Origin of the sequence: Kitasatospora sp. Root107 (assembly GCF_001424875.1) — a bacterium.
Classification (GTDB): domain Bacteria; phylum Actinomycetota; class Actinomycetes; order Streptomycetales; family Streptomycetaceae; genus Kitasatospora.
The window spans coordinates 82,250-99,860 of sequence record NZ_LMCT01000020.1 but is presented as its reverse complement, the minus strand read 5'-3'; the positions used below and the strand labels follow the sequence as shown (position 1 = coordinate 99,860).

Sequence of the window (17,611 nt, the reverse complement as noted above, 5' to 3'; positions counted from 1 at the left end):
AGAGACTCCGGCACTTACGAGGACGAGTCGGCCGGCCCGCACAGTTCCGCCGCCCGGTCGGTGGCAGCAGCCAGGACAGGACGAAGTCCAGCGCGGTGAGCACCCCGTGGACGGTCCCGGCGAGGATCACGACCCGCGGGCCAGTCGGCACCAGGCCAGCGCGGCACCGCTGGTGGCCCGGTACCAGGCGCCTGACATGGGTCGGACGAGCCCGTGAGGAACGTGACTGATCAAGGATCACGGAACCGAAGGCCCGTGGCAGGCCCGGCCAACGCCCTGGCCAAATTCCGGTAACTCGATCGTTACGCACGCGGGTCGGTGCGAGGGCTTGGCGGGCCCCATCGCAGGCCATATGTTGTCGCAGGCAACAAACGGGGGCTCGGTCGCTTCCCCGCTTCGTGCTCATGCCCATCCCCACCCTTCATCAGCCAACGCACGTCCGGCACAGGTCGGACACGCCTCGAAAGGACCCTGCCATGCGCAAGGGATTCCTGTTCGCCACCGCTGCCGTGTCAGCGGCCCTGCTCTCCACGGTCACCGCCTGCGGTTCCTCGGGCTCCGGTGCCGACTCGGCGGGTGCCAAGAAGCCGAAGATCGGCGTGATCCTGCCGGACAGCAAATCGTCCGTTCGCTGGGAAACCGCGGACCGGCCGTACCTCGCGGCGGCCTTCAAGGCCGCCGGTGTGGACTACGACATCCAGAACGCCGAGGGCGACAAGCAGGCGTTCCAGACGATCGCCGACCAGATGATCACCAACGGCGTGAACGTGCTGATCATCGTCAATCTCGACAGCGGCACCGGCAAGGCCGTCCTCGACAAGGCCAAGACCCAGGGCGTGGCCACCATCGACTACGACCGGCTCACCCTCGGCGGCTCCGCCCAGTACTACGTCAGCTTCGACAACACCCAGGTCGGCAAGCTCCAAGGAGAGGGCCTGACGAAGTGTCTGGGCGAGATGGGCGCCAAGAACCCCGTCGTCGCCGAACTCAACGGCTCCCCGACGGACAACAACGCCACCCTGTTCGCCAACGGCTACAACGGCGTGCTGGACCCGCTGTACGCCTCCGGGGAGTTGACCAAGGGCCCCAACCAGTCGGTGCCCGACTGGGACAGCGCCCAGGCGCAGACCATCTTCGAGCAGATGTACACCAGCCGGCCGAACGTCGGCGGGGTGCTCGCGGCCAACGACGGTCTGGCCAACGCGGCCATCGCCGTGCTGCGCAAGAACCACCGCAACGGGCAGGTGCCGATCACCGGTCAGGACGCCACGGTCCAGGGCCTGCAGAACATCCTGGCGGGCGATCAGTGCATGACGGTCTACAAGGCCGTGAAGAAGGAGGCCGACGCGGTGTCAGCCCTCGCGGTCGAGCTGGCCGGTGGCAAGAAGGGCCAGACCAGCGCCACCGTCCACGACCCGACCGGCAACCGCGACGTCCCGGCGGCGCTGCTGACCCCCCAGTCCGTCTTCAAGAACAACATCCAGGACGTCATCACCGACGGCTTCGTCACCAAGGCGCAGCTGTGCACCGGTGACTACGACGCGCTGTGCACGAAGGCCGGCATCAAGTAGCGCGCACGCGCTCGGCCGTACCAGTGGGCCCCGGCCGTCGGTGGCGCGGGGCCCACCCCGCCAATCCCCAGGAGCCCCACCCATGACAGTGACACCGACTCTCGAGTTGCGCGGGATCGACAAGAGCTTCGGCCCCGTCCAGGTCCTGCACGACATCGCGCTGAGCGCCTATGCGGGGGAGGTCACCGCACTCGTCGGCGACAACGGCGCGGGCAAGTCGACGCTCGTCAAGTGCATCGGCGGCATCCACTCCGTCGACGCGGGGGACTACCTCTTCGACGGCCGGCCGGTCCAGGTGCACAGCCCGCGCGACGCCGCCGCGCTCGGTGTGGAGATCGTCTACCAGGACCTCGCACTGTGCGACAACCTCGACATCGTGCAGAACATGTTCCTGGGGCGCGAGAAGCGCCGCGGCATGGTGCTCGACGACTCGACCATGGAGGAGATGGCCGCCGCGACGCTCAGGGGACTCTCGGTGCGCACCGTCAAGTCCCTTCGCCAGAAGGTCTCCAGCCTCTCCGGCGGCCAGCGTCAGACTGTCGCCATCGCCAAGGCGGTGCTGTGGAACAGCAAGCTCGTCGTCCTCGACGAGCCCACGGCGGCGCTGGGCGTCGCCCAGACCGCGCAGGTCCTGGAACTCGTGCGCCGGCTGGCCGACAACGGCCTGGCCGTCGTGCTCATCTCACACAACATGAACGACGTCTTCGCGGTCTCCGACCGGATAGCCGCGCTCTACCTCGGGCGGATGGCCGCCCAGGTCAAGGCCTCCGATGTGACACACGCTCAGGTCGTCGAACTGATCACCTCGGGCCGCAGCGGCAACCTCGGCCCGCAGACCACCCCCAACGGAGCCGCCGTATGACCGCCGCCCTCGCCCCCCAGAAGCCCGAGCGGCCGAACAGGCCCACCGACTCCGAGGAAGGCCGGCCCCCGGCCGCCGGTCTGGCGGACGTCGGCCGCGGCTACCTCGCGCAGGTGCGCGCGGGCGAGTTCGGTGCCCTCCCCGCCGTCGCCGGCCTGGTCGTCCTGTGCCTGTTCTTCTCCCTCCTGCGCCCGGTCTTCCTGTCCAACCTGAACTTCGCCAACCTGCTCACCCAGAGCGCGGGCAGCATCGCCATCGCCATGGGGCTGGTCTTCGTCCTGCTCCTCGGCGAGATCGACCTGTCGGCCGGATACGCCAGCGGCGTCTGCGCCGCGGTGCTGGCCATCCTGCTGACCAACCACGGCTGGCCCTGGTACACCGCGGTGGCCGCCGCCATGCTGACCGGCGCGGTCATCGGCCTGCTCCTCGGCACACTCGTCGCCAAGGTCGGCATCCCCTCCTTCGTGGTGACGCTGGCCGCGTTCCTCGGCTTCCAGGGCGTCGTACTGATCCTGCTGAAGGAAGGCACGAACGTCTCGGTCAAGGACCCGACCATCCTGGCCATCGCGAACGACAACCTCAGCCCCGTCCTCGGCTGGGTCCTGCTGGCCGGCTGCGCAGCCGGCTACGCAGCCCTGCAACTGCGCCGCAGCCGCGACCGGCTCGGCCGGGGCCTGGCCGGAACCCCGGTGGCGCTCCTCGCCATCCGGACCGGTGCCGTCGTCGTGCTCGGGGGCGCAGCCGTGTACCTGCTCAACCAGGAGCGCAGCCGCAACGTCATCGTCAGCTCCCTCAAGGGCGTGCCCATCGTCGTGCCCGTGATCGGGGCCCTCCTCCTGCTCGGGACGTTCACTCTGCAGCGGACCGGCTTCGGCCTGCACATCTACGCCGTGGGCGGCAGCGCCGAAGCCGCCCGCCGGGCCGGGATCAACGTCGCCTACATCCGCACCGCCGCCTTTGTCATCTGCTCCTGCCTGGCAGCCGTCGGCGGCATCATCGCCGCCTCCCGGGGCAACTCCGTGGACCCCAACACCGGCGGGAGCAACGTCCTGCTGCTCGCCGTCGGCAGCGCCGTCATCGGCGGCACGAGCCTGTTCGGCGGTCGCGGCCGCGTCGTCGACGCGGTGCTGGGCGGCCTGGTCGTCGCGGTGATCCAGAACGGTATGGGCCTGATGGGTTACTCCTCGGGCGTCAAGTACGCTGTCACGGGATCGGTTCTGCTGGTGGCCGCCGGCGTGGACGCCATGTCCCGCCGCCGCTCAGCCCAACGATGAGGGTCGCCAGCCATGAAAGCCGGTCCTTCCCAGGAAGAGGTCCGCCAGCACAACCTGGGTGCCCTGCTGCGCCACGTCCACTTCGACGGGCCCACCTCGCGAGCCGTCCTGGCGACCCGGCTCTGCCTCAACCGCAGTACCATCCTCGGCCTGGTCGGCGATCTGACGGCCGCAGGCCTGGTCCGCGAGGAGTTGCCGCAGGAAACCGGCCGGGCCGGGCGGCCCTCGCTGGTCGTCAAGCCGGAGTCCACCCGCGTGCACGTCCTGGCGGTGGACCTGGGCGTGGAGCGCCTAGCGGCGGCCCTCATCGGACTCGGCGGCGTGTTCCTGGACCGGCGCGAGTGCCCATGGCCCGACGGGCACCCGCATGACCCCGCGCGCGTGGCCGCCATCCTCGCGGAATTCGCCCACGAGATGCTGGCCCGCGCAGCGGCCGACAGCTCGTGCGTCGGAGTCGCCGTGGCGGTACGCGGAATCGTCCGCCACCCCGACGGGCTGGTCAGTCTCACCCCCAACATGGGCTGGAAGGGCATCGACTTCGCCGGTGCATTCGCCGACCGGCTCCGCCTGGACGTCCCGGTCCTCGTCGCGAACGAAGCCAATCTCGGCGCGCTCGCCGAGCACCGACGCGGCATCGGCCGCGGAAGCCAGAACCTCGTCTACCTCCACGGCGAGATCGGCATCGGCGCCGGAGTGATCATCGACGGTGAACTCCTGCGCGGCCAGCGCGGATACGCCGGCGAGGTCGGCCACATGACCGTCAACCCGCACCGGGGACGGCAGTGCGGCTGCGGCGCCCGAGGCTGCCTGGAAGCCGAGGCAGGTGAGCGCGCCCTCCTGGAAGCCGCCGGCCGGGACGGCCGCGTCACCGGGGCCGACGCCGTGCGGTCGGTCGTCACCGCCGCCGACCGCGGAGACGTCACCGCGCGGGATGCTCTGCACCGCGTCGGAGACTGGCTCGGCATCGGCATCGCGAACGTCGCCAACCTCTTCGACCCGGACCTGGTCATCCTCGGTGGCACCCTCCGGGACGTCTTCCTCGGATCCGCCGCACAGGTGCGCAGCCAGATCAACACCAATGCCCTGGCCGCGGTGCGGGAGAACCTGCGGCTGCGGGTCAGCGAACTCGGCGCTGACACCGTCCTGATCGGCGCCGCCGAACTGGCGTTCTCCGAGGTGCTCTCCCGACCGCTGGAGACGCTCACCCGCATCTCGGAGCAACGCCAGGCCCGCCCCATGACGCTGAGCCCGTCGGTTCCCGGGCCAACTGACGTTTCCTGAACGGGAGCAGGCCGACGGGCCAGGAGTCGCGGGTGGAGCTGGGCGACCTCGACCCGGGTGTGATGACTCCTGAACCCGGCGCGCTGACGGGGGATCCTCGTGGCATCTCGTCAGCTGCTGGTCGCACGGTGGCCGCCGGGCAACTTCGGCCACGAGCCGTGGAGCCAAGGGGGCACTCGTCTGGGGGCCTGCGGCACTAGGTGGCCTGGGTCTGGCAGGCCAATAGGATGACAGGGTGTTCGACGGGCCGAAGGGTTCCATCAGAGATTCGGCCTGATCCACGTCGACTTCGAGACGCAGCGGCGCACCCCGAAGGCTTCGTACGCCTGGTACCGCGACCTGATCGCCGCCCACCGGGCGCGGTACGGAAGGTAGCTGGGCTCTGGGTCGGAGATGGCACCCCGTCCGGCTCGATGCAGATTCGGCGGGACTTCGCGTTACCCCCGGCGCCGCTGCGCGCACCCCGGGGTCCCCCGAGCGGCTGCTCAAGCAGACACTTCGAAATCCCGGCCGTCCTCGCCGACCCAACCGGCTTCCCGCCGATGCTCCTTCAGGCGGGCACCAACGAAGTGCTGCTGGACGACTCCACCCGCACGGCCGCCCGCGCCAGAACTGCCGGAGTGGATGTCGTCCTCGACATCACCGCCGACGCGCCCCAGGTGTTCCAGTCGTTCGCCGGCGTCCTCGACGAGGCGGACCAGGCACTCGATCGCGCGGCCCTCTTCCTGACCCAACAACTCCGAGCCGCCGGCCCGGCGACCTGAGCGCGATCGGCCGTCGAGGTGGGGTCGACCTGGGCCCTGCCCGCGGATTCACCAGACCAGGCGCGACGGATCAAGATTGGGTAACTGCCACCCAGCTTCTTGTCGCCCGAGTTGTGAGCGTTAACAATCTCCCCAAGAACGAAACGGCGACACCTCCGGTTCACATGAATGGCCTGGGAGTGGTGCCGCCGGACCGCGCCCGGGCCGCCGCCACCCCGGCGACATGCGGTGCAGACGCAGTTCCACCGTTGCCCGGACCCGCCACCTGGTGGCACTGCAGAATGACAGGAGATGTCCATGTCCGCGCTTCGCGCACGGCTGTCGGCGATGGTGCTCGCCGTCTGCCTCCTCTTCACCGGCCTGGCGGTGGCCGCACCCCAGCGCGCCGCCGCCGCCGATCCCGGTTACCTGATGGTGCACTTCACCGGGGAGGGGGCGACCAGTCAGCAGATGTATCTCTCGCACAGCACGGACGGGCTGCACTGGAACGACCTCAACGGCGGCGGGATGGTCCTGCGCTCCACGGTGGGCACGCGCGGAGTCCGCGACCCCGCACTGGTGCGCTCTCCCGATGGAAGCCGGTACTGGATCATCGCGACCGACCTGTGCATCGGCTGCGGGCAGAACTGGGACCAGGCCGTGAACAACGCCAGCCGCAACCTGGTGGTGTGGGAGTCGACGGACCTGGTCACCTGGTCGCAGCCGTGGCTGCTCAACGTCGCCGGCGCGATCCCCGACGGGCGCAACGCCTGGGCGCCGGAGGCGATCTGGAGCCCCGAAACCAACGACTACGTCCTGTACTGGGCGACGAACACCCCCCTCAACGGCGCAACGAAGCACCGCATCTACGCCGCCCGCACCAGCGACTTCCGTACCATCACCACCCCGCAGCTGTACATCGACCGCCCCGGCACCCAGGAAATCATCGACACCCAGATCATCGAGATGCCGGCCGGCGTTGGCAACTACCGCTACGTGCGGGCCTCCGGCGACGGGCAGATCACTCTCGAAGGCAGCAACTCGATCTTCGGGACGTGGACCGACCTCGGCAACCTCTCCGCCATCGGCCTCCCCGGCTCGCAGGTCGAGGGCCCGATGTGGATGAAGTTCAACGGCACCAACAAGTGGGCCCTCTACCTCGACCAGTACGCCACCAACCGCGGCTACATGCCCGTCCTGACGACCGACCCGTCCAACCCGGCCACCTACCAGAAGCTGACGTCGAGCGACTACAACATGGGCGGCACGAAGAAGCGCCACGGCTGGATCCTGAACCTGACAGCCGCCGAGGAGAGCCGCGTGCTCGCCGGTTGGCCCAACACCCCGGCCCAGCGGCTCCAGTCGTTCAACTTCCAGGACCGGTACGTCCGGCAGACCAACTTCGACGTGCGGATCGACCCGAACGTCAGCCCGCTCGACGACTCCCGGTTCCGGCTGCGGCCCGGCCTGGCAGGCTCCGGCACCGTCTCCTTCGAGTCGGTGAACTTCCCCGGGTACTTCCTTCGGCACTCCAACTACGACTTCCAACTCGCCTACAACGACGGCACCACCCAGTTCGCCGAGGACGCGACCTTCCGCCAGGTCGCCGGGCTCGCCGACCCGACCTGGTCGTCGTTCCAGTCGTACAACTTTCCGGACCGCTACATGCGGCACTACGCGTACGAGTTGCGGCTCGACCCGATCACCACCACCACGGCCCGCGGTGACGCCACCTTCCGCGTGACCAGCTGACCCGACCGGGTGCCGGCGCCTCCGAGGAGAGCGCCGGCACCGCCTTTTTCTCTGCCCGCACCCAGGAAACACCTGATGAAAAGCTCATGGCATGCGCTGCTGGCGTCCGCGATCGTGGCGGCGACGACCGTGCCCGTCGCCCTGGCGCCGACCGGCGCCGTCGCGGCCGACGGTGACATCACCTCGTCGATCCTCGCCAACAGGGACGTGATCCTCGGCGGAAACGCCGTCGTGAACGTACCGCCCGGGACGCACACCTACTCGGGGGTGATCAGCGGCCAGGGGTCCTTGCGGGTCTCCGGTACGGGCACCTTGATCCTCACCAAGGACAACACCTTCACGCTGCCTGGCTCCCAGCAGGGCCAGTCCGTCAGTATTCCCGGCGGGAACCACCCCTATGTGGTCCTCAGCAACCCCGACCGGCCGGCGATCACCGTCGACGCCGGCGCCACGCTGCAGTACGGCAACGGCGGAACCACCGGCCTGATCGGCGCCTTCCCCTACAACTCGCCCGGCTACCAGCAGAACCAGGACAACATCCGGGTGGACGGCACGCTGAACCTGTCGCTCACCCGGCTGTTCAATCTGGGCACCATCAGCGGTTCCGGGACGATCGTCCAACCCCGCAACCTGTGGGGGACACTGCAACTGTGCGGAAGCAACCCCTTCTCCGGGGTACTCGACATCGGCACCGGCGCCAATTACGCCAGCACCACCTGCGCGGCCGACCTGCCGAACGCCAAGGCCGTCCTCAACCGCGGCTCATGGATCATCGACACCCCGCTGAACCAGACGGTCGTCCAACGCCAGAACTTCTACAGCCGTGAATACGGCAACGACGTCAACGTCCACTCCCGGCCCGGCAGCAAGGTGGTCCTGGCGGGCACCTACAGCTACAGCGACAACACCGGCACGGCCTCGCCGACGCTGAGCAACGGCAACCTCAACTGGGTGACGGTCGCACACCGGTTGAACAAGCGCGGCACCAACATCGAGGGTGCCGACGTGCAGTGGGGAGACGGCACCACCCACCAGATCTTCCTGCCGGGCACGGCCGAAACGGCGTACATCAACCTGCACGCCAAGTCGCAGCGCTCACGGCTGACCTTCAACTACAACGGCCCGGTCACCCTCGGCCTGCCCATCGGCGGGGGGATGTACCACGACACCCTCGCCGCTCCCGGGGCGGGCGACATCGTCATCGCCGGCACATCCGGCAACGATGTTACCTTCGCGGCGGCGCAGTTCTACGACGGTTCCACGACCATCCAGCGGGGTGCCACCCTGCGCCTCGGATCCGGGACGGCAGGCGCGGACGGCAGTCTCTACACGAAGGGCACTCTCGACGCGATCAGCGACAACGGGTCGCTGATCATTCAGAACGTCCGGACGCCCGTAACCCTGCCGGCGGTGTCCGGCTCCGGATCGGTCACGCAGAACGGCACCGCGACGACGACGCTGACCGCCGCCTCCTACACCGGCGCCACCACCGTGGCCAAGGGAACGCTCGCGGTGGCCGGTGCGTCGCTCTCCTCGTCCAGCGGGGTCGCCCTCACCGATGCGTCCGCAGTCCTCGATCTCGGCGCGGCGACGTCGACGTCGCTGCGCAAGCTGGAGGTCGTCACGGGGGCGAAGNCCAGCGGGGTCGCCCTCACCGATGCGTCCGCAGTCCTCGATCTCGGCGCGTCGACGTCGACGTCGCTGCGCAAGCTGGAGGTCGTCACGGGGGCGAAGATCATTCTGCCAGGCGCAGCCCAGAGCTTCACCGTGGGCTCCCAGGACGCCGCGCTCTCCGGCGACACGCTCAGCATGGGAGGAGCGTCCTTCTCGATCGCCCGCACGGCGGGTCGCATCGAGCTGACGGCCGTGACGGCGGCCACCGAGACCGCCTCGCCGTCGGCAAGCTCCACGGACGAGCCTGCCGGCCAAGCCAGCGACTCGGCCTCGGCGGGATCCACCGCCGACACGGCCGCGGCGCGGGCCGGCGGTGCGGTCTGGGAGACGCTGGTTGCGGTCGGCGCGGCCCTGGCGGCCGCCGCCGGTGTCGTCCTCCTTGCTCTCAGGATCCGGCGCAGGCGTGGGCACATCGGTAGCCGCCGTCGGCACGGCCGCTGACACCGGCCCGCCGAACGCGTTTCGCGGGGACGATCACGCCGACCGGTCGGCCGGGGGTCCGCAGGTATTGACGGTGGCTTCGAGGTCAGCATCCCTGGCCGCGTGGCCCGGGCACCCACCTACTGGTCCGGGCCGGTTCGGGGCCGGAGGGATCCCTGTCGCCGCAACCGGAGACCGGCGTGGCGTAGGACGCCGCCGATTGTCTAACTCACCAGCCTGGATGCCTACTTGTAAGATCTCCGCAGTCCCTGGTCGCGGCCTGGCTATGATGACAGCCTGTTCAACGGGCTGAGGGGTACCACCAGCGATTCGGCCTGGTCCTCGTCGACTTCGAGACACAGCGGCGCACACCGAAGGCGTCGTACGCCTGGTACCGGGACCTGATCGCAGCCCACCGGGCAAGCCGAAGTCAGTAACCGAGTGCCGGAGGGTGCTCGGCTGGACGGCGTCCCCAGGCCGAGATCAGCGGCGCGAGTGTCAGGTCGAGTTTGCCCGCGTGGATGGCGGCCAGGTGCGCGTCGATCTCGGCGTCGTCGGCCAGGCCGGCCGCGAGCAGCTCGCCGCGCACGTGCCGGATGGTCGCCGCCTCCAGTCGGTCGCAGGCCAGCCCGCCGACCGGGAAAGAGCCCCCTGCGGCGACATCTACCAAGCCGGCCTCACGCAATGCCCGCGGCAGTGTCCGGCCGTAGCGCAGGTCCGCGCCGCGGCGCGTCAGCAGCTCCCGGACCGCGTCGCGCAGCCGGTTGGCCCGCCGCTGCGCAGGGCCGCTGTCGTCCAGGCATGCCAGTGGCTGCAGAGCGGTGTCGGCGTCCTCGACCAGCAGCCAGCCGCCGGGCCGTAGCGCTGCCGCCATGGTGGCCAACGCCCGAGCCCGGTCGGGTACATGGACCAGTACGAGCCGGGCGTGCACCAGATCGAACGTCCCCGGCTCCGGGGGCGGGTCAGCGGCGACGTCGTGCTGGCGCACCTCGTACCCGTCGCTTGTCTTCAGCCACGACGGGTCGATGTCCGTGGCCAGCACGTGCCCGGTCGGACCGACGGCTGCCGCGAGCGCCTCCGGGATACTGGGGCCACCGGCCCCCACTTCCCAGCAGCGCGAGCCGGCCCTGACTCCCAGTCGATCGAAGTGACCGCGCGTCACACCGTCGAACAGCTCGGCCAGCCAGACGAATCGCTCGCCCGCCTCGGCGCGCGCGTTGTCCAGCAGGTACCCGCGGGCGGGAGCGGACTCTCCACCGAGCGCGGTGGTCCCGTCAATCGGATCCGGTCGGCCGCCAACGTGCGGCGGGCGGGGCGAGGAAGTCACCACTTCATGGTCAGCCTCCCCAGGCCACCAGCGCCACGACGACGGGAGAGGGATATCTCACACAGCCAGCCAACCCCTACGTCCCACAGCACGGTTCCGCACCGTGACGTGCTGGAAGGGCGACTCGGGGATCGTCCCGGACTGATCTGCGAGCCCTGGCTTTGATGACGGGGTGTTCGATGGGCCGAGGGCTACCACCAACGCTTCGGACTGGTCCACGTTGATTTCGAGAGCCAGAAGCGCACCCCCCTCGCGCCTCCTACGCCTGGTACCGCGACCTGATCGCCGCTCAGCAGGACCACCGGAAAACGTAGTTGGGACCTGCGACGGCCTTAGTGGGGTCCGGAAGGCGACGCGCCAGATGCGCACGGTCCCGTCGTCGGAGGTGGTGGCGAGCCAGGTGCCGTCGGGGGAGATCGCCACCGCCGATACCGGGCTTGTGCTGGGGAGGGCGAGCAGGAGGGCGGGGTGGGGGAGGTCGGGCAGGGGCCAGGCGTTGCTGAGGCCGGCGTGCGTGATCTGTCCGGTTCGGGCGGTGGTCTGGTCGCGCCAGCGGGGCAGGTCGTGGAGACGGCTGCGCAGGATGCTGGTGCGGGCGTACCCGGGGTCGGTTCGCTGGAGGAGGTGGGAGGCCTGGATCAGGTCGCGGGCGCGCGCAGCGGCGTCGGGGACGGGGACGTGGAGAAGGTCGGTGATGGGTGCGTTGGGTCCGCGTTGGTGCAGTCGCGTTTCGGTCCACCGCAGGTCGCTGGTCGGGGCGTGGGCGTCGTTGGTGCGACCGGCGGCGAGGAGGTTTTCGACGGCGTGGTCCAGGAGGTAGCCGTGCTCGGTGTCCCACCAGGCGTGCCGGGGATCGGGGGTGCCAGGGGCGAGCGGCGCAGCGGTGGCAGATGGGCGGCGACCGCGTCGATGAGGCGGCGGTTCACCGTGCACCTGCCCGGCGAACGCGAGGCGAAGCCGCTGTGGTTGTGGTCCTCGGCCACCGGCATCAACACCGCGCACCTGGACCGCATCTGGCGCACCTTCCTGCGCAGATTCGACCTCGAACACACCTTCCGCCTACTCAAAGGCACCCTGGGCTGGACCGCGCCGCAATTCCGCGCACCCGACACCGCCGACCTGTGGACCTGGCTGATCATCGTCGCCCACACCCAGCTCCGCCTGGCCCGACCACTGGCCGCCGACCTACGCCGCCCCTGGGAACGCCCCCTGCCCACAGCGAAGTTGACCCCAGCCCGGGTCCGCCGCGGGTTCCGCAACATCCGCGCGAAGGTCCTCACCCCGGCCCGAGTGCCGAAACCCTCCCGGCCCGGCCCCGGACGCCCGGCGGGCTCGAAGAACCGCAGGCCGGCGCCCCACCACGACGTCGGCAAGACCGTCAAACGCGAACCCACACTCCAAGCCCACCTCGCCGCGCGAAGTTAAAGATCAAGCTCAGATCCGTTCTCGAAGGCATCGGCGGCTTCAGGGACTTCCCAGCACTGCAGACCAACCCGCGACTTCGATTGAAATGATCCGATGATCCATCAACTTCCTTTCAGTGCAAGCATGTTGATCACGATAGGCTCGCACTCCGATCACCGAAGGAGCGAGCCGCTTGACCAGCCCGACGCCGACCATCGCCCCCGCAGACTTCGCCGCCGCCCTCCCGCCGCACGCCGTCTCCGCCTCCGTACTGGTCACCGACCACTCAGGCCGCATCCTGATGCTCCACCAGGCCCACGCCTATCCCGGTCACCCCGCCTGGTGGCAGATCCCCGGCGGTCTCGGCGACCTCGGCGAAGAGCCGGCGAGCACCGCGCGGCGCGAAGTCGCGGAAGAGACTGGCATCAACCCGGCCGGCACCCTGCGCCCGCTCGTCATCGACTACCGCTCGGCCGCCGACGGCTGGCCCCCCGTCATCGACTTCGCCTTCGACACCGAACCCGTCCGCGACGGCCAGCACGTACAGCTCAGCTCCGAACACGACGCCCACGCCTGGCGCACCTACGACCAGTGGCTGCCGCACCTCCAGCCCGAACAGCGCGCCTGGTTCGCTTCCCTCTGGCACGCCCACATCACCAACACCACCAACCTGCTCACCGACGGACGGGACACCACCCTCCGCACCACCGCAGGCAGCTGACCAGAAGCGGCACCCCACCTCCCCTGGCGCGCCAGCAGAGAGAACCCGCCGCCTCACCCGATCGAGTACAACCCCGGCCCGCTCAGTGCGCAGCAGCGGCCTCCTTCGCCATCTCTGGCCAGCTCCCCGAACTCCGCGCGGCCGGGTACGGAGGCTGCACCGCCCGCAACCTGGAACGCCTGGCGATCTTCCCGGACGGCCGCGTCTACATCTCCTCAGCGTTCTTCGACACCAACCTCCACTACGGCGTCATCCGCGTCTGGCTCCACGCCATGCTGGCCCCCTTGCCAATCAGCAGGGGGCCGGCATGGCGTTCCGGGCCGTACACCAGCAGTGGGGAACCGTCTTCGCCCACCTCCCCGACCTCGGATGCAGCCACGGCTGGGAGGAGGTGTGGAAGGCCCGTCCGCTCGCCCCGATCAGCTGCGACGAGTGCCGCCACCCGATGCACGCGAAGACCTCCCGAACGGGCATGCGGTTCTTCGCCCAGCGCACCCGCTGACGGAGCGTCAGTCCGGCTACGTACGGAGGACCGTGCCCGGGAGGTTGGTGACGGTCCTGCCGTCGGCGGAGCGGCAGGTGGCCCCGTCGATCTGCGCCGTTTGCGGCGAGTTGCCCGCACCTCCTCACGTGACGTGCCGGATAGTGGACACGCCGTAGCACTCCCGGGATTGGACGTTCATGGACCGCTACCCCCCGATCGCCGACCACGGTCTGGTGGGCGATCTGCAGACCGCCGCCCTGGTGTCCTCGGAGGGCGTGGTGAACTGGTTCTGCTCACCGAGGTTCGACTCGCCGAGCGTCTTCGCTTCGCTGCTCGACCACGACCGCGGCGGGTACTTCCGGCTGGCGCCGGAGCACTCGGACGTGTCGTGCAAGCAGCTCTACTACCCGGACACCGGTGTGCTGGTGACGCGGTTCATGTCGCCGGACGGGGTCGGTGAGGTCGTCGACTGGATGCCGGCGAACACGAGTCGCACTCCGACCGACCGCCACAGTCTGATGCGGGTCGTCCGCGCCGTGCGCGGCACCGTGCGGTTCGTCCTGGAGTGCAGGCCGCGGTTCGACTACGCCCGGGCCGACCACGAGCTGGAGCTGCGCACCGAGGAGGCCGTCTTCCGCGCGCCCGGGATCACCGGTCATCTGCAGACCAGCTTCCCGCTTGAGCGGGACGGCCGGGACGTGCGGGGCTCGGTCGTCCTCACCAGCGGTGAGTCGGCCGCGGCCGTGTTCACCACGTGCGCCGCCGCCGGTGAGGCGCCCCCTCCCCTCGCGGTCGAGGACGTCACCGCGAGGCTGTGGCAGGAGGTGGACTTCTGGCAGAAGTGGCTGCACAGCTCCCACTACCGGGGGCGGTGGGCCGAGATGGTGCATCGCTCCGCCATCACGATCAAGCTCCTTACGTACCATCCGACGGGTGCGCCGGTCGCCGCCGCCACCATGGGCCTGCCGGAGCAGGTCGGCGGGGAACGTAACTGGGACTACCGGTATTCGTGGGTCAGGGACGGCGCGCTCTCGGTCCGGGCCCTGCTCGACCTCGGGTTCGCCGAGGAGGCGTCGGCGTTCACCAAGTGGCTGGGCGACCGGATGCGCGACCGCGCGGACCTGCCCGGTGAGCGCTTGCAGATCATGTACCGGGTGGACGGCGAACCGCATCTGACCGAGGAGATCCTCGACCACTTGGAGGGCTACCGGGGATCGCGCCCGGTGCGGGCGGGCAACGCTGCCGCCGACCAGCTGCAACTCGACATCTACGGCGAGGCCCTCTACGCGATGGCTGAGGGCATGGATGTCGGCGTGGAGCTCGGCTACCACGGCTGGAAGGGCCTCGCGCGGACCTTGGACTGGCTGTCCGACAACTGGGACCGGCCCGACGAGGGCGTGTGGGAGACGCGTGGCGGCCGGAAGGACTTCACCTTCAGCCGGGTGATGTGCTGGGTCGCCTTCGACCGGGGCATGCGGATGGCGACCGAGCTCAGCCGGCCCGCTGACATCCCGCGTTGGCGCGCCGCCCGTGACAGCATCCTCGAACAGGTGATGGACAAGGGCTGGAGCTCGTCCGAGCAGGCCCTTGTGCAGCACTATGGTGGCGACGTCCTAGACGCCTCCCTGCTGCTGATCCCGCGCCTGGGGTTCCTCGCCGGGAAGAGCCCGGGCTGGCTCTCCACGCTGGACGCGATCGAGCGCAAGCTGGTCTCGGACAGCCTCGTCTACCGCTACGACCCGGCGGCGTCGCCGGACGGCCTGCGCGGCTCGGAGGGCACGTTCAGCCTCTGCACCTACCTCTACGTCGACGCCCTGGCCCGCGCCGGGCGCATCCGGCCGGCGCGCTACACCTTCGAGAAGATGCACACCTACGCCAACCACGTCGGGCTCTTCGCCGAGGAGATCGGCCCGAGCGGCGAGCAACTCGGCAACTTCCCACAGGCGTTCACGCACCTGTCGCTCATCATGGCGGCATCCACGCTGGACGAGGCCGTCGACAAGCAGCGTGCGCGGGACTGAGGCGACGGCGGGGCGCAGCTGTGGCCGACCCACGGGGTGGCGCAGGGGCCCGGGTGCGTGACACCAACGGCTCACGCTGCTTGCACGTCGCTGGGCGAGCGGCCTCTGATGGATCCCATGCAGCCGTCGCCCTCGACTACGAAAACCAATGTGCCACCGCTGGAGCGTTCGCACTGGGTGGCCTTCGCCGGAATCCTCCTGATGCTGAGCGGACTGTTCGACATCATCAACGGGTTCGTCGCGATCCTGGACCACGGCTACTACGAGACGMCCGCCAATCACGGCAACCGCCTGCTCATCTTCAACTACACAGCCTGGGGCTGGATCTGGGTCGCCGTAGGGATCACGCAGGTGCTGGCCAGCCTCGGTGTGCTGCTCGGGGTCAGGGCGGCACGTATCACCGGCATCGTGCTGGCGTCTCTGTGCCTGGTGGGTCAGATGATGTTTATCTCGGCCTTCCCCTACTGGTCGCTGTTCACCATGCTGATGTCCGTACTGGTGATCTACGGACTGCTGGCCGAGCCGCATCACGCCAAGGGCATGCGGGTGTGACCGACGCCGGGATCGCCGGGGGTCGCGTCCCCGGTATGGCGTCCCCCGATGCCCTGGAGGTCGGCCGTCCGTGCGCGGGCGCGGCGGGAGGCGTCGCCGAACTCCCTTTCGACGGCCTCGTCGAGGAGGACCAGTTCGGCCCGCAGAGCGGGCCGGCAGGAGTCGGGCAGCGCCGCGAGGAGGCCTTCGAGTAGGGCCCGCAGGCGCCGGCAGACCTGGACGGAGCTCGCGCCGTAATCGCGAATCTCGGTGACGGCGAGTTCGAGGTACTCCTCCCAGGCCCGGCCGGGCAGCACGAGGCGCGGTAGGCCGCGGTCGTCGGCGAGCACGTAGTGGCTGCGCAGTCCGACGCGGCCGACGGTGTGGAGGAACGCCTCGATGTGGTTCAGTACCTGGACGGCGGTGGTGGGGTCGTTGACGGCAGGGGACAGGGCCCGGATGGCGATGTCCACGAGGATGCGCAGGGCGAAGGCCGGGTCCTGCTCGATGGTCCGCTCGGCGCCGAGGGCGAGCAGGTCGGCCACCCGGTGCGGGTCAGGTGCGGGCGCGCCGCCGTGCACCTCGACCAGGCTGCCGCCGGGCTCCACGAAATCGCCGACGGAGGCGGCCAGCACCAGCACGCAGTCGTGCCGGGCCCCGAGCAGGACCAGGCCGGGCGCGTCCAACGCCTGGACCACACCACCGCGTTCGGACCGTACCGAGGTCACCGGGCCGCCTGCCGGCGGAGCCCCGTCGGGCGCCGCCGTGCTTCGGAGGTGCGCCGCCGCCTGTCCGAGGACGTGTTCGCCCAGGCGTCCGACGATGTCGGCGATGGCCACCGGCCGCAGGTTGTGGGTGAAGCGGTTGAGGTAGATCAGCAGGAGCAGGAGGCTCACGGAGACGGCGACACCGGCCAGGGTCACGCCGAGGTTGGGCACGGAGTCGGTCTCGATGCTCCGCAGCAGCGTGTAGGCGAACGCGAAGGTGCCGGTGAAGGTGGCCAGTACGGCCTTCTGCAGCCTGTCGCGGTACCAGAGCCGCATGTAGCGCGGGGAGAGCGTGCCGGTGGCCTGCTGGATGACCAGGACACCGATGGTCACGACGAACCCGAGCAGCGCGACCATCGAGCCGACCACCGAGCTGAGGACGCTGCTCGCGGTCGTCGCGGAGTAGTCCCAGGTCCTCGGCAGCCAGGACGCGCCATCCGCGGCGGTGGCCAACTCGGCGAGGGCGACGCCGAGTACGAGCCCGAACAGCGGGACGATCCACAGGCTCGCCTTGGTGTACTGCCGCAGCCGGAAGCGGGCGGCCCAGGACATCACGCGGGGCCCAGCAGTACGGCGGTGTCGTCCGGCCTCGGGGTGGCCGGGCTCGTCTCGGTGACCGGCTCCAGCCGGCCGTCGGGGCCGAGGACGAAGAGGACGTCGTGGTCCGGCGGGACCGGTACGGAGCCGGACTGCAGCAGGAAGCGGGCGCCCCGTCGGTAGCGGGCCGCGAGGAGATGCCGGACCAGCTGCCGGCCGAAGAGGATGTCGCCTCCCGTGTA

Annotated in this window: 11 protein-coding genes and 8 pseudogenes; 15 read left to right on the top strand and 4 right to left on the bottom strand. The window is 69.8% G+C overall.

Translation table 11 applies throughout. The features are described from left to right. Positions 1-476 precede the first annotated feature (476 nt). From ASC99_RS19340 to ASC99_RS38660, 9 genes and pseudogenes are all read left to right on the top strand, one after another. Positions 477-1,571, top strand: a complete 1,095-nt coding sequence (locus ASC99_RS19340) for a sugar ABC transporter substrate-binding protein (protein WP_057233701.1) — start codon at positions 477-479, stop codon at positions 1,569-1,571. An 82-nt stretch (positions 1,572-1,653) separates the two neighbouring features. Then, the gene (locus ASC99_RS19335) at positions 1,654-2,433 is read left to right on the top strand and encodes an ATP-binding cassette domain-containing protein (RefSeq protein WP_057233698.1); all 780 of its coding nucleotides are present in this window, start codon (positions 1,654-1,656) and stop codon (positions 2,431-2,433) included. Next, positions 2,430-3,707 (top strand): sugar ABC transporter permease, encoded by a 1,278-nt coding sequence (locus tag ASC99_RS19330; protein WP_082598450.1) that lies wholly within the window; start codon positions 2,430-2,432, stop codon positions 3,705-3,707. The genes ASC99_RS19335 and ASC99_RS19330 overlap by 4 nt, the downstream gene beginning before the upstream one ends. Positions 3,708-3,719: 12 nt before the next feature. After that, positions 3,720-4,988 carry an ROK family protein gene (locus ASC99_RS19325; protein ID WP_057233696.1) on the top strand — a complete coding sequence of 423 codons (1,269 nt, stop codon included), beginning with the start codon at positions 3,720-3,722 and terminating at the stop codon, positions 4,986-4,988. A 246-nt stretch (positions 4,989-5,234) separates the two neighbouring features. Then, a pseudogene (locus ASC99_RS38665) lies at positions 5,235-5,363 on the top strand (family 1 glycosylhydrolase); the annotation flags it as partial. A gap of 167 nt (positions 5,364-5,530) precedes the next feature. Then, positions 5,531-5,752 (top strand): hypothetical protein, encoded by a 222-nt coding sequence (locus tag ASC99_RS19320; protein ID WP_235583076.1) that lies wholly within the window; start codon positions 5,531-5,533, stop codon positions 5,750-5,752. Between the two features lie 297 nt (positions 5,753-6,049). Further along, positions 6,050-7,483, top strand: coding sequence for a glycoside hydrolase family 43 protein (locus tag ASC99_RS19315; protein WP_057233691.1), 1,434 nt, complete (start codon positions 6,050-6,052; stop codon positions 7,481-7,483). Positions 7,484-7,558: 75 nt separating this feature from the next. Further along, positions 7,559-9,118, top strand: a pseudogene (locus tag ASC99_RS19310) (autotransporter-associated beta strand repeat-containing protein); the annotation flags it as partial. Positions 9,119-9,885: 767 nt separating this feature from the next. Further along, a pseudogene (locus ASC99_RS38660) lies at positions 9,886-10,014 on the top strand (family 1 glycosylhydrolase); the annotation flags it as partial. On the opposite strand, the gene ASC99_RS19305 reads toward ASC99_RS38660, so the two are convergent. After that, on the bottom strand, positions 10,008-10,856 hold the full coding sequence (locus ASC99_RS19305) for a methyltransferase domain-containing protein (RefSeq protein ID WP_063857129.1): 849 nt from the start codon (positions 10,854-10,856) through the stop codon (positions 10,008-10,010). The pseudogene ASC99_RS38660 and the gene ASC99_RS19305 sit on opposite strands and share 7 nt — an antisense overlap. Positions 10,857-11,084: 228 nt before the next feature. Between ASC99_RS19305 and ASC99_RS42150 the strand changes: the two are divergent. Next, positions 11,085-11,218 (top strand): annotated as a pseudogene (locus tag ASC99_RS42150) (family 1 glycosylhydrolase); the annotation flags it as partial. A 55-nt stretch (positions 11,219-11,273) separates the two neighbouring features. Here ASC99_RS42150 and ASC99_RS41940 read toward each other — a convergent pair. Beyond that, positions 11,274-11,837: pseudogene (locus ASC99_RS41940) on the bottom strand (hypothetical protein); the annotation flags it as partial. On the opposite strand from ASC99_RS41940, the pseudogene ASC99_RS41935 reads away from it, so the two are divergent. From ASC99_RS41935 to ASC99_RS19275, 5 genes and pseudogenes are all read left to right on the top strand, one after another. Continuing rightward, positions 11,835-12,329 (top strand): annotated as a pseudogene (locus ASC99_RS41935) (transposase); the annotation flags it as partial. The pseudogenes ASC99_RS41940 and ASC99_RS41935 sit on opposite strands and share 3 nt — an antisense overlap. Before the next feature lie 172 nt (positions 12,330-12,501). After that, positions 12,502-13,029 (top strand): NUDIX domain-containing protein, encoded by a 528-nt coding sequence (locus tag ASC99_RS19290; protein ID WP_057233681.1) that lies wholly within the window; start codon positions 12,502-12,504, stop codon positions 13,027-13,029. 307 nt (positions 13,030-13,336) lie between these two features. Further along, positions 13,337-13,531 carry a hypothetical protein gene (locus tag ASC99_RS19285; RefSeq protein ID WP_057233679.1) on the top strand — a complete coding sequence of 65 codons (195 nt, stop codon included), beginning with the start codon at positions 13,337-13,339 and terminating at the stop codon, positions 13,529-13,531. Positions 13,532-13,704: 173 nt separating this feature from the next. Further along, positions 13,705-15,534: pseudogene (locus tag ASC99_RS19280) on the top strand (glycoside hydrolase family 15 protein); the annotation flags it as partial. A 150-nt stretch (positions 15,535-15,684) separates the two neighbouring features. Next, positions 15,685-16,086, top strand: coding sequence for a hypothetical protein (locus tag ASC99_RS19275; RefSeq protein ID WP_057233675.1), 402 nt, complete (start codon positions 15,685-15,687; stop codon positions 16,084-16,086). Here ASC99_RS19275 and ASC99_RS19270 read toward each other — a convergent pair. Both ASC99_RS19270 and ASC99_RS40715 read right to left on the bottom strand, forming a co-directional pair. Then, the gene (locus ASC99_RS19270) at positions 16,062-17,384 is read right to left on the bottom strand and encodes a DUF2254 domain-containing protein (RefSeq protein ID WP_057233672.1); all 1,323 of its coding nucleotides are present in this window, start codon (positions 17,382-17,384) and stop codon (positions 16,062-16,064) included. The genes ASC99_RS19275 and ASC99_RS19270 overlap by 25 nt on opposite strands. Further along, positions 17,384-17,611, bottom strand: a pseudogene (locus ASC99_RS40715) (sodium:proton exchanger); the annotation flags it as partial. The pseudogene ASC99_RS40715 and the gene ASC99_RS19270, both read right to left, overlap by 1 nt.